The sequence below is a fragment of the Micromonospora sp. WMMD964 genome, assembly GCF_029581455.1.
In the GTDB taxonomy this organism is placed as follows: domain Bacteria; phylum Actinomycetota; class Actinomycetes; order Mycobacteriales; family Micromonosporaceae; genus Micromonospora.
Genome location: NZ_CP120860.1, coordinates 1494258 through 1506403, shown reverse-complemented (window position 1 = coordinate 1506403; position 12146 = coordinate 1494258). Strand labels below are relative to the sequence as shown.

General features: G+C 72.3%; 11 protein-coding genes and 1 pseudogene. 5 read left to right on the top strand and 7 right to left on the bottom strand.

The window, feature by feature from the left end; all coding sequences use genetic code 11:
• Positions 1 to 65: 65 nt before the first annotated feature.
• The 3 genes from O7616_RS07065 to O7616_RS07055 all read left to right on the top strand — a co-directional run bounded on the left by O7616_RS07065 (position 66) and on the right by O7616_RS07055 (position 3471).
• Entirely contained in the window at positions 66 to 2450 is a 2385-nt protein-coding gene (locus O7616_RS07065) for a DEAD/DEAH box helicase (RefSeq protein WP_282307552.1), read from the top strand.
• Between the two features lie 96 nt (positions 2451 to 2546).
• Complete coding sequence (locus O7616_RS07060; protein ID WP_282306104.1) at positions 2547 to 2756, top strand: hypothetical protein; 210 nt, start codon at positions 2547 to 2549, stop codon at positions 2754 to 2756.
• Positions 2757 to 2892: 136 nt separating this feature from the next.
• The gene (locus tag O7616_RS07055) at positions 2893 to 3471 is read left to right on the top strand and encodes a hypothetical protein (RefSeq protein WP_282263057.1); all 579 of its coding nucleotides are present in this window, start codon (positions 2893 to 2895) and stop codon (positions 3469 to 3471) included.
• Between the two features lie 309 nt (positions 3472 to 3780).
• On the opposite strand, the gene O7616_RS07050 is transcribed toward O7616_RS07055, so the two are convergent.
• The 7 genes and pseudogenes from O7616_RS07050 to ssd all read right to left on the bottom strand — a co-directional run bounded on the left by O7616_RS07050 (position 3781) and on the right by ssd (position 9157).
• Entirely contained in the window at positions 3781 to 4188 is a 408-nt protein-coding gene (locus O7616_RS07050) for an Rv3654c family TadE-like protein (protein ID WP_282306103.1), read from the bottom strand.
• Positions 4188 to 4544 carry a TadE family type IV pilus minor pilin gene (locus O7616_RS07045; RefSeq protein WP_282306102.1) on the bottom strand — a complete coding sequence of 119 codons (357 nt, stop codon included), beginning with the start codon at positions 4542 to 4544 and terminating at the stop codon, positions 4188 to 4190. Before O7616_RS07045 ends, O7616_RS07050 begins: the two co-directional genes overlap by 1 nt.
• Before the next feature lie 116 nt (positions 4545 to 4660).
• Positions 4661 to 4828 (bottom strand): DUF4244 domain-containing protein, encoded by a 168-nt coding sequence (locus O7616_RS07040; protein WP_076470820.1) that lies wholly within the window; start codon positions 4826 to 4828, stop codon positions 4661 to 4663.
• Between the two features lie 21 nt (positions 4829 to 4849).
• The gene (locus O7616_RS07035) at positions 4850 to 5449 is read right to left on the bottom strand and encodes a type II secretion system F family protein (protein WP_282306101.1); all 600 of its coding nucleotides are present in this window, start codon (positions 5447 to 5449) and stop codon (positions 4850 to 4852) included.
• A gap of 146 nt (positions 5450 to 5595) precedes the next feature.
• A pseudogene (locus O7616_RS07030) lies at positions 5596 to 6162 on the bottom strand (hypothetical protein); the annotation flags it as partial.
• A 683-nt stretch (positions 6163 to 6845) separates the two neighbouring features.
• Positions 6846 to 8057, bottom strand: coding sequence for a TadA family conjugal transfer-associated ATPase (locus O7616_RS07025; RefSeq protein ID WP_282306099.1), 1212 nt, complete (start codon positions 8055 to 8057; stop codon positions 6846 to 6848).
• Positions 8054 to 9157 (bottom strand): septum site-determining protein Ssd, encoded by a 1104-nt coding sequence (gene ssd / locus O7616_RS07020; RefSeq protein ID WP_282306098.1) that lies wholly within the window; start codon positions 9155 to 9157, stop codon positions 8054 to 8056. The genes O7616_RS07025 and ssd overlap by 4 nt, the downstream gene beginning before the upstream one ends.
• Before the next feature lie 380 nt (positions 9158 to 9537).
• On the opposite strand from ssd, the gene O7616_RS07015 reads away from it, so the two are divergent.
• Together O7616_RS07015 and O7616_RS07010 are read left to right on the top strand one after the other, a co-directional pair.
• Positions 9538 to 10587: a hypothetical protein gene (locus tag O7616_RS07015; RefSeq protein WP_282306097.1), complete on the top strand. Its 1050-nt coding sequence runs from the start codon at positions 9538 to 9540 to the stop codon at positions 10585 to 10587.
• Between the two features lie 737 nt (positions 10588 to 11324).
• Positions 11325 to 12131, top strand: coding sequence for an HAD-IB family hydrolase (locus tag O7616_RS07010; RefSeq protein ID WP_282263075.1), 807 nt, complete (start codon positions 11325 to 11327; stop codon positions 12129 to 12131).
• Positions 12132 to 12146: the final 15 nt, after the last annotated feature.

Sequence of the window (12146 nt, the reverse complement as noted above, 5' to 3'; positions counted from 1 at the left end):
GTGCGAGAGTGCAGGGCGTGACCACCAACGACTCCAGCTCGGCGCGTCCCACGCCGCGCCACGACCTGGAGTCGTCGTCGCCGGCCACCGTATCCGCTGGTCCCGGCCCCGGGCCAGCGCCGGCCGACCTGCTGCGCCGGCTCCGCGCCCGGGGCGCCGGCGACCCGGTCACCCACGTCGAACGGGTACCGGCCCGAGCCGGGGTGCCCGCGCCCTGGCCGTCCTGGGCACCGGCGGAGCTGCGCGACGCGTTCACCCGACGCGGCGTGGTCGCGCCCTGGCAGCACCAGGCCCAGGCGGCCACCCTCGCGTACGAGGGTGAGCACGTGGTGGTCGCCACCGGCACCGCGTCCGGCAAGTCGCTGGCGTACCAACTCCCGGCCCTGGCCACAGTGCTCGCCGACCCCCGGGCCACGGTGCTCTACCTGGCGCCGACCAAGGCGCTCGCCGCCGACCAACTGCGGGCCGTCGCCGCGCTGGAACTCGAGGGGGTACGCCCCGCCTGCTACGACGGGGACACTCCGCGCGCCGAACGCGAGTGGATCCGCCGGCACTCCCGGTTCGTGCTGACCAACCCGGACATGCTGCACCACGGCATCCTGCCCGGCCATGCGCAGTGGTCCGGTTTCCTGCGCCGACTCGCGTACGTGGTCATCGACGAGTGCCACACCTACCGTGGCGTGTTCGGCTCGCACGTGGCGCACGTGCTGCGTCGACTCCGCCGGCAGTGCGCCCGGTTCGGGGCCACCCCGGTCTTCGTGCTCGCCTCCGCGACCTCCGGCGACCCGGCCACCGCGGCCGGACGGCTGACCGGCCTGCCGGTGACGGCGGTCACCGAGGACGCGTCGCCACGCGGCGGAGTGACCTTCGCGCTCTGGGAGCCGCCGCTGCTGCCGCCCGACTCGGGCACCGTTCCCCCCGACCCGTCTTCGGTGCCCGCCCAGGGCAGCGGTGACCACGACGACCTTCGGCAGGTCCGCCGGTCGGCGCTGCGCGAGACCGCGGACCTTCTCGCCGACACGGTCGCCGAGGGGGTACGCACCCTCGCGTTCGTCCGCTCCCGCAAGGGCGCCGAGGTCGTGGCGGCCAACGCGCGCCGGTCGCTGGACGACGCGGTCCCGGGGCTCGGCGACCGGGTGGCCGCCTACCGGGGCGGTTACCTGCGCGAGGAGCGGCGTGAGCTGGAACGGGCGCTGCTGCACGGCGACCTGCTCGGCCTGGCCTCCACGAACGCGCTGGAGCTGGGCGTGGACCTGGTCGGGTTGGACGCGGTGCTGATCTGCGGCTACCCGGGCACCCGGGCGTCGCTGTGGCAGCAGGCGGGTCGCGCCGGGCGCTCCGGGCAGGAGGCCCTGGCGGTGTTGGTGGCCCGGGACGACCCGCTGGACACCTACCTGGTGCACCACCCGGAGGCGATCTTCGGCGCGCCGGTGGAGGCCACGGTGCTCGACCCGGCCAACCGGTACGTGCTGGCACCGCAACTCGCCTGCGCCGCGGTCGAGGCCCCGCTCACCCCGGCCGACCTGGCGCTCTTCGGCGACGGGGCGAAGGAGGCCGTCGACGAGCTGGTGGCGGCGGGCGCGCTGCGGCAGCGGCCCACCGGCTGGTACTGGCGGCACCGGGAACGCCCCGAGGTGGACCTGCGCGGCGAGGGCGGCGCACCGGTCTGCGTGGTCGAGTCGGCCACCGGCCGGCTACTGGGCACCGTCGACGGCGGTTCCTCGCACTTCCTGCTCCACCCCGGCGCGGTCTACCTGCACCAGGGCGTCTCGTACGTGGTGGACGAGCTGGACCTGGCCGACGGCTGCGCACTGGTGCACGTCGAGGAGCCGGATTGGTCCACCCACGCCCGGGACGTCACCGACCTGTCCGTGGTCTCGGTGCGCTCCTATGTGGACGCCGGGCCGGTCGGCATGTTCCTCGGCGAGGTGGACGTGACCAGTCAGGTGGTGTCGTACCAGCGGCGGCGCATCGCCACCGGTGAGGTGATCGACACCCGGCCGCTCGACCTGCCCACCCGGGAGCTGCGCACGGTGGCGGTCTGGTTCACCCTGTCACCGCAGTCGTTGACCCAGGCCGGGGTGCAGGCGGCGGACGTGCCGGGCGCGCTGCACGCCGCCGAACACGCGGCGATCGGCCTGCTGCCGTTGATGGCCACCTGCGACAGGTGGGACATCGGCGGGCTCTCCACCGCCGTGCACCCGGACACCGAGGCGCCGACAGTCTTCGTGTACGACGGGCACCCGGGCGGTGCCGGGTTCGCCGAGCGGGCGTACGGGACGGCGTCGGCGTGGCTGCGGGCCACCCGGGACGCGATCGCGGAGTGCGGATGCGAGACCGGCTGCCCATCCTGCGTACAGTCGCCGAAGTGCGGAAACGGCAACAATCCGCTCTCCAAGCCGGACGCGATCCGGGTGCTCGACGTGGTGTTGGCGAACCTGCCCGAGTAGCCGGTTGCATGAATCGGCTCGGCGCTGGGCACAATGGCATGGGAGCGCTTCCATCGATGTCCATGCTGTTGATTCCCCCGTGCCCGAGGAGAAGCCGTGGCCGACACGATCGCCGAGACCGTCGACCTGCTCTACACCATCGACCAGGACCACCTCACCCTCGACCAGCAGATCGCGCTCGGGTCGGCGCTGGCCGCCCTGGCTCAGGCGGAACGGCTGGAGCTGATCAACGAGCGGCTGCGCGTGATCCATCAGGTGCTCAACACCTGGGCGATGCGCGCCGCGACCACCCCTGACGGCCGCTGATCCTTCTTCGCGCGGCGGCCCTCCTTCTTCGCGTGGCGGTCCGACCGTTCCGCTTTCGGTGACCGTCGATGGCGGGGAGCGCGACGTTTGTCGAGCTGTGCGAGACTCCGGCGCACAATCCCCCTGAGGAGATCAGATGCAGCTCGACAACTTGCAGAGTCAGAACCAGTTCCACGTCCGGCAGCGACTGCGCATGATGGTCAACCAGTACGAGGTCCGGGCCGTGGCCCCGGACGGCACCGAGGGTGAGCTGCTGGCGTTCGCGCAGCAGAAGCGCCTCGCCTTCAAGGAGCAGGTGACGATCTACACGGACGACTCCAAGCAGCAGCCCTTGCTCGGCTTCAAGGCCCGCCAGCGCCTCGACCTCGGTGCCACGTACGACGTCACCGACGCCGCCGGCAACCCGATCGGCCTGTTCCGCAAGGACTTCGCCCAGTCCCTGCTCCGGTCCACCTGGCACGTGGAGCAGAACGGCCTTCCGCAGGTGACCGGCCAGGAGCGCAGCATGCCGGTGGCACTGTTGCGTCGCTTCGTCGACTCGCTGTCCTGGCTGCCGTACCACTTCGACTTCACCGCCGGCGGCCAGCCGGTCTTCACGGTGGTCAAGAAGTGGGGCCTTCGCGACAAGTACGTCGTCGAGGTGCAGCACCCCCAGATCGACCGCCGTCTGGTCATCGCGATGGCCGTCGCCCTCGACGCGCTCCAGGCCCGTTGACCGACCCGGCCACACATTCTCGGGCTGTTGGCCGGGAACACGGGGCATCGCCCTGTTCCCGGCCAGCGGGCCCTGGGGCGCTCCCTCGCCCGGTGGCCGTCGCTGGCCCTTTCTCGGTCGGCGGCCCCGCAGGCTCCATCACCGGCTGGGCCAGGTAGGTCTCCTGTCTTCTTCCTTTGGAGCTGATGTCGTAAACGCATCGCGTCTGATGTCGTATGCGGTTCAGCTCCACAGCGTTGCGCGAGCTGAACCGAGCCCGAGTTCTTGTGGAGCTGCCCGGCGGCGCCCGCAGCGGCGCGGGTTGCTCGTTCAGCCGCGCACGGGGCCGGCACGGGCTGTCGACGTGGCGACCCGGGTCAGTCCGGGAAGTGCAGTGAACGCGACCTCGACTGTCACCAGCACGTCGAGCCCGTCGAGGTGACAGGCGACCAGTCGACCAGCATTGCGGCCGACGATGTCGGCAGCGGACGCGCAGACCGTCGCCTCACCGTCGAGCGCTTGGGCGGCTCCGGCCAGCGCGCCGAGATCGGCTGCCACCATCGCCCGCTGACCGGCCATCCCGGCGACGGTGATGGCAGCGCCGAACGTCCCGAACAACACGAGGACCAGGCCGATCGCCAGCAGTAGAACTGTGGCACCACCGCGCTGCCCCTCCGGACTGCCCCGATCGACCGGCTCGGCGTCGGCTCCGCACCCGAGGCGGACTGACCGCCGCATTACCGGGTCCCCTCGGCGACGCCCGGTTCCACGGCGGCGACGGCGGTCGCGACGACGGTGACCCGTGGTAGCCGACCACCGAGCGCGCGGACGGGCGCCCGTACCGTCGTCTGCACCCGTCGGCCCTCGACGGACACCGACACCTCCGCCCCCTGCGGTGCCGCGCGTCCGGCGGCCGCAGTGCCGTCCTCGCCGCGGGCGGCGGCCAGCGCCGCCTCCCGGGCCGCGTGGAGGCAGCTTGCCTTCGCGGTGACAGCGTTGACTGAGGTCAGGCCAGCCAGCAGGAGCAGGAGTAGCGCCGGCAGGCCGGCCGCCAGTTCGGCGGTGAACGACCCTCGGTCCCCGTCGGCGGCCACCTCGGCGGCTTCCCACCCGCCTCGACCAGCCCGCCTTGGAGCGTCAGGCCGTAGACCGCGACCGGCCTGCCCTAGGCGGTCAGGCTGTGGACCGCGACCGACCTGCCGGCGCCCGCTCACTTCAGCGCCCGGTCGATGACGGCGGTCAACGCCGACTGGACGTTGCCCGAGGTCAGCACCTTCAACAGGATGCCGGCGAAGGCGACCGCCGCGAGCGTACCGACCGCGTACTCGGCCGTGTTCATCCCGGCGTCCCCGCGCAGGCGGGCGAGCAGTTTGCGCATGGCTGTTCCTTTCTCGTTGGGTCAGAGCACGTCGCCGAGAACGGCGACGATCACCGGCACCAGACCGGCGAGAATGAACGCCGGCAGGAAGCAGAGCCCCAGCGGCAGGACGATGAGCACGCCAGCCCGGCGTGCCGAAGCCTCGGCAGCGGTGGCCCGATCGGCGCGCAGGTCGTCGGCGAGCCGGGTGAGCGCCCCGGCCAGGGCGGCACCGCTGTCGGCCGAACGCAGAGCCGCTGCCGTCAGGCGTTCCGCGCCTGGTATCCCGTCCAACCCGGACCACGCCTCCGCCGGACCGCCGCCGAGCAGAAGCGTGCGGCCGACCCGGGCCAGGCGGCCGGCGAGAGGTCCGTCCAGCGTCTCGGCGACGGCCAGGATCGAGCGGTCCACCGGGGCACCCGCACGCATCGCCGCAGCGAGGAGGTCGGCGGCGAGCGGTAGGTCGGCAGCTTCCTGCATCCGCTGCCTGCGCACGGTCGGCGACTCGATCCGCCGCAGGAGACGATCCAACAGGAATGCGGTCGGGACCGCGCCGAGCCACCCGAGCCAGCCCTCGACGACGACGGCCACGGCAAGCCCACCCAGCGCTGCCGCGAGCCGGATCGCATCCGGCCGTCGCATCGAGGGGGCGCTGCGCTGACTCTCCGCGCGGCGTTGGCCTGCTGCGCTGTGTTGACGTGCGGCGCTGCGTTGGCTTGCGGCGCTGCGTTGGCTTGCCGCGCTGTTCGGGCGCGCTGCGTTGCCGTGGCTCGTCGGCACCCGGGGCGTCATCCGGTGCGTCCCGGTGCCGCGCTCAGTCGTTCTGCCCAAAGAAGGCCGACGACCTGTAGGGCGACGGCGAGAACCGCGCAGGCTCCGCCGACCCTGCTGTGCAGGAGTACCGCCACCGGGTCGACGCCTATCCCGTACCCGAGCCCGATCCCTCCGACCGGCAGCGCCGCCAGCAACCACGCCGTCGCTCGCGCGCCGGCCGCCTGTGCCGCCGCTGCGGCCAGACCTCGGTCGGTCGCCCGGGCGTCCGCCTCGATCCGCTCGACCAGTTCCGCGAGCGGTGCGCCGGTCCGGTCGGCCAGGCGTACCGCTGCTGACGTCAGCCGACGCAGACGGTCCGGCCCGTCGGCGACGACATCGAGCGCGTCCGGGACGGGCAGGCCGGCCCGGAGGTCCGCCGCGAGGCCCCAGAGTTGGTCCAGCCCGCGTCGTCGGACCTGTTCGGAGCTGCGGTTCGTTCGCCAACGCAGCAGGGCACGCACGGCCAGCGTGCCGTAGCCGGCCAGCGCGACAGCCGCCACCGGACCACCGATCACGGCGCCGACGCCACCGCCCAGGAGGCCCACCAGCGGCAACACGCGTGCCGTCGGCCGGAAGGCCCGCGCCCTCGCGACCACGCTCGGCCCGTTGATCATCAAGTTCGCCGCCCGCTGATCGGCGGGCTCGACGTCGCCGCGCTCCTCGGCGGTAGCCGGGTCGAACGGCACGCCCCGAGGACCGACTGCCGTGTCTCGGCGCTCGACGGTCGGCGCTGGACGTCGAACGTCGACGCAGCGGTCCGCTTCCACGCCTGCGGCTTCGATCGTGATCGCCGCCACCGATGTGCCCGGGGCTGCGCCCTCCGGCCTCGCGGTGCCGGCTGGACGCCGAGGGTCGCGGCGGGTCGGCGGACGTGTCGGACCCGCAGGACCCGTCAACCCCTCCGACCCGTCCGACGCCCCGGGCCACCTAGGCCTTCCGGCGGCGTCCCGAGCGGGCCAACCGAGGGAGGTCGGCATCGCGCTGGGCTGCGGCTGGGACACGCCACCGACTCCGGTCGGCACGCTGCCGGACCCGTCGACCGGCCCGTCCGGTGTGCTACCGAGTTCCCGGATCCACTCCACCAGGGCGGCATCCGGATCGGCAGCGGCCTTCGCCCGTCCCGTCGCCAACACGCGACGTCGGCGGGCCCGGATGCTCCGCACCGGCCACGCCACCAGGGCGGCGGCGACCAGGAGCAGCGCCGCCACCACGGACGCCCCGGCGGTCACGACGGACCTGCCGATCCGGGCCACGGCTCGCTGAGGATCGGCGGCACCGTCACCCCGCGCTCGCGCAGCAGCGCCCCGAGCGCGCGGGCCGCCAGCCCGAGGCCGCTGCCGCGTACCCAGGCGGGGACCACTGTCACCAACCGCTCGGGCCCTTCCGGAAGCAGCAGGCAGACCGACTCCAGGACACGCCCCCGATCGCCACGCCGCACCTGGAACAGCACCTGCAACGCGGCCGCGACCTGGGCATGCAACGCGGCACGGGGCAGACCGCCCAGCATGCCCAGTGCCTCCAGTCGGGCCGGCACGTCGGACGGGGTGTTGGCGTGCAACGTGCCGGCGCCCCCGTCGTGGCCGGTGTTGAGCGCGGCCAACAGGTCGACCACCTCGGCGCCCCGGCACTCCCCGACCACCAGACGGTCCGGCCGCATCCGCAATGCCTGCCGAACCAGATCACCCAGGCTGACGACGCCCGATCCCTCCACATTGGCGGTACGCGCCTGGAGCCCCACCACGTGCGGGTGCCCCGGGCGCAGCTCGGCGGCGTCCTCCACCAACACGATCCGTTCGCTGGCGGGGACCATGCCCAACAGCGTGTTGAGCAGGGTCGTCTTGCCTGACCCCGTGCCGCCGGTCACCAGGTACGCCAGTCGGGCCGCGACGACGGCGGCGAGCAGCGGTGCCACGGGTCGCGGCACAGTCCCCTGGCGTACCAGCTCGTCGAGCGTGAACGGCCGGTGTCGGAAGGTCCGCAGGGACAGGTACGGGCCCTCGGTCGCCACCGGCGGCAGCACGGCGTGCAAGCGGGTGCCGTCAGACAGCCGGGCGTCCGCGTACGGTGACCCGTCGTCGAGCCGCCGACCGGCACTGCCGATCAGCCGCTGCGCCAATCGGCGTACGTCCTCCGCCGAGCCGACCGGCACCGCGACCTGTTGCAGCCCCGAGCCACGGTCGACCCACACCCGCGTGCCGTTGACCAGGACGTCGGTGACCTCCGGATCGACGAGCAGCGGGGCCAGCGGCCCAGCGCCGACGAGGTCGTCGCGCACCCGGTCGGCGATCCGCAGCACGGCGGTGTCGCCGAGCACCGCGGCGTTCGGCTCGGCCCGTACCGCTGACACGATCGCTGCCGGTGTCACGGGAGTGGTGGCGGCGGCGATGCGCTGTCGTACGCGGGCGGCGAGGGTGCCGTCCTCGGATCGGCCGGTCATGCCGCACCCAGCGACGGCGCACCGGTGAGGTCGGTGATGATCCGTTGGCAGAGGGCGGCCAACGGTCCCTTGCCCGCGGCGGCCGGCGCCTCACCTCGTTCCAGCCCACGGCACAGCCCTGGCTCGGGCCGCAGCGTGCCCGCCAGCGGCAGGCCGAGGGCCCGTGCCACCTCGGCTCCGCGGAGCCGACCGGGGGCCGGCCCGCGCACCACCACCGACAGCGCCGCGCAGTGCGGGGCTGCGGCGGCGACGACCCGCGCCGCCGCCGCGGTGGCACGCAGCTCGGCCGGGACGACGACGAACGCCTGGTCGGCCGACTGCAACGCCACCACTGCCGCGTCGTCCAGCTGTCGGGGCAGGTCGACCACCACGAAGTCCCGCCCGCGCCGGGCGGCGTCCACCGTCGCCGCCATCGCCGCCGCCGGCAGGGCCAGCATCTCGCCGCGATCCCAGGAGAGCACCACCAGGTCGCCCCGGCTGGGTAGGGCCTGGACCAGTGCCGGGGCGTCCACCCGCCCGTCCGCGCCGGTGAGTGACGGCCACCGCAGCCCTTCCAGTTGCTCCCAGCCCAGCACGAGGTCGAGGCCACCACCGAGTGGGTCGGCATCGACCAGCAGAGTGCGCAACCGGGCCCGCGCGGCGGTCACGGCCAGGCCACCGGCCAGCACACTCGCCCCGGCACCGCCCCGACCCCCGAAGACCGCGACGACCCGGGCACCGGCGCCGTCCGGACGGTCCGAACCCTGCTCGGCGAACCGGTCCACCAGCCACGACTCCGCGGCGGGCAACATGGCTACGTGCTCGGCTCCGACCAGCTCGGCGATCTGCCAGCCGGGGTCCAGCTGACCGGCCCGGCCGACCAGCACCAGCCGGGGCCGCTGCGGCAGCCGGGCGCGCAGACACGCCTGCGCCTGATCGACACCGAGCAACACCAACGGCGCGGGAACCCATCGGGTACGCGCGGCCGCCGGATCGCGGGCAAGCTCCACTTCGGTCCCACCCGCGGCGGCGAGCCGGAGCACGTCATCGAGCAGATCGTCGTCGCCGGTGACCACCAGCGGGAGCCGGCGGATCGGCGGGACGGAGGTACGGGATGGCATCGCGGCCTCCAGCGGTCGGGCTCTGGTATGCCGACGACCCTGCTCGGAAACCGCACCGCGAACGGCCCCGATCGCGGTGCCTGTGGACAACTTCGTGTGCTGTGGACAACGCCCGTCGAAACGGTTGATCTGCTATGCCCGAAGATCCCCCCGCAGCTCCTCGGCCTGCCCACGACAGTGGGGCCTGATCCGTCGGATGCCGCGATTCCGATCCGTCCTGCCACGGGTCCGCTTCCTCCATGGATGGCGGGAAGCACCTGCCAGGGATGGCAGAAGGCAACTGCTGCCGGGATCGAGAGGGCTCGACGAGACCGGGTCGTGGCAGTTGACCATGTCCAGTACCGTCCGAGCCGCACGTCTCGACAACACGGGGGAAGACCTTGACCAGTTCGTTCAGTTCCCGCCGCGTGCTCGCCTGGACCACGCCGGTGGCGCTCGCGCTGACCGCGCTCGCCCCGGCACTGCCGGCCCAGGCCACGGCGAAGCCCACATCGGCAGTCATCAGCGGCCCGGTCGACAAGGACCTCAATGGTGACGGCATCCCAGACCTGGTCACTGTCGGCGGCCCCGGCACCGGGCTCGACTCCGGCGTCTGGTCCGCCCTCGGGGTGAAGTCTCGCAAGACCGGGTTCGGGACCGGTCAGGTGCGGACTCCGGCCGCCAACATCGGCCTCGGCGGCACTGGTGTCTCCAGCGACCCCGGAGGGGAAGACTTCGACGGCGCCCAGATTCTCACCGGGCGCTTCTTCGGCGTGAACCGTGAAGACTTCCTGTACTACTACCCGACTGGCGCCGCCGCCGGCATCGGTGGTGTCCTTCGTGGCGCCGGGGACGGCACGTTGCCCAGCCCGTACAACAACCAGGTCACGATCGGATTCGAGAACCTGATCGACGCCAACGGCAACATCCCCCTGCAGTTGGTCAACGCGTTCCAGGCTGACGGTGTCGACAGCGCTGTTCCGGATCTGCTCGGCATCGCTGGTGATGACACCAACGGTTACCAGCTCGGTTATCACCCCAGCTTCTTCGCGCCGGGCCTCTACTACGGCGTCACCGGCCTCACCAACTCCACGCCGACCGGTGGGACCGACTGGCAGAACTGGACCCTCGCCAGCACCGAAACGGCCTCGGGGATCGCGCTCTTCCTGCGTAACGCGGGCACCGGCGCGCTTTACCTGTGGACCGGCGTCACCATGGTCGACAACGGTGATGGCACCGGCACGCTGACGCACAGCCAGTACCAGGTGGCGGCGAACTGGAACACCGGCGTCGCGATCAACACGCTCCACGCCGCCGACATCAACTCCGACGGCACTGCGGACCTGTGGGCGGTGTTCCCGAACGGCACCTACCGGGCGTACCTCGTTTCCGGGCTGTCCGACAACGGCACCGCCACGGTCACCGCGACCCGCAGTCGGCGGCTTGTCTGACCTTTCCGCCCGGCGCTGAATCGAACCTGCCGACCTTCCGACTGGAAATGGGAAGGTCGGCAGGTCCGCCCTGACGTGACCACGTGGAATGGAATGGTGCGGCTCCAAAGGTGGGCACCACTGGCTGGTACACCGTCATCCGGCAGCTGGACGAGACGCGACGGGTCCTCCTCACGCCGACCGACGCAATGCCGTCCTGACCGAGGCCGAGGGTTCCGGCCGGGCGCCCACCGCGTTCCGATCAACCCCGTGCAACGCCCGTCCGACACACCCGAACTCCGGCGACTACGCCACCCGCGCCTTGACGGCCCGTGACAGCCCTGGCGTCCCCGACCGGGAAAAGGCCCTCGACGTGAGCCTTCGACGGGGACGGAGACGGCTGTGGCCTGCGACGGAGTAGCGCTCCCAGAAAGGGACGACCCCCGTCGGGGGGAGACGGGGGTCGTCGAAGGTTCGGCTCCGGGGGGGTCGAGCCGAACCACTCAGCGGTCACGGGGGGTGCAACCGCCGAGCGTCTGCCTGTTTTTCGGGTATGTGAAAGCTCGTCGTACGGACAAGTTTGCCTGAGCGCGCCCGTCACGTCGAGTGGTGCTTGCTCCACTCACCGCGAAAATCTCCTCGCAGAGTGTGAGCGCGGTCACGCGGAGCGGTGAAGGTGGTGCTTGCCCGCAGGTGTGAGGGGTGGCCTGACCCCGGGCACCCGCCGACGATAGACCATCCGGCTAGACTTTCGCGCCGTGGGCCGAAGTGCCGCTTTCTTCGATCTGGACAAGACCGTCATCGCCAAGTCGAGCGCCCTGGCGTTTGGTCGGCCGTTCTACCGGGACGGCTTGATCACCCGGCGTGACGTGGTCAAGTCGGCGTACGCGCAGCTGATGTTCCGGCTGGGCGGCACCGACGAGCAGACCATGGCCCGAACACGGGACTACCTGGCCGCGCTCTGCAAGGGCTGGCAGGTGGAGCAGGTCCGCCAGATCGTCGCGGAGACACTGCACGAGCTGATCAACCCTTACGTGTACGCCGAGGCTGCTGCCCTGATCGAGGAGCACCAGGCGGCGGGGCGGGATGTGGTGTTGGTGTCGGCGTCGGGCGAGGAGATGGTCCGGCCGATCGGCGAGTTGCTCGGGGTGACCGACGTGATCGCCACCCGGATGACGGTCCGCGACGGCCGGTACAGCGGTGAGGTCGAGTTCTACGCCGCCGGCCCGAGCAAGGTCGAGGCGGTCAGCGAGTTGGCGGCCATCCGGGATTACGACCTGGCCGACTCGTACGCCTACTCCGACTCGTACAGCGACCGCCCGTTGTTGGAGTGTGTCGGCCACCCGAGTGTGGTCAACCCGGATCGGCAGCTCCGCAAGCTGGCCTCGGAGAACGCGTGGCCGGTGCTGGAGTTCCGACACCCGATCCCGCTGGGCCGCCGCCTGCGGGAGCGACCCGCGGTACCGGTGGCCGCGGCCGCGCTCGGCGTGGGCGTCGGCGTGGCCATCGGCATCGCCTGGTACGGCCGACACCGTCGCACCCGAGCAGCCACCACCACCGCCTGACCAGGCCCGATCGGG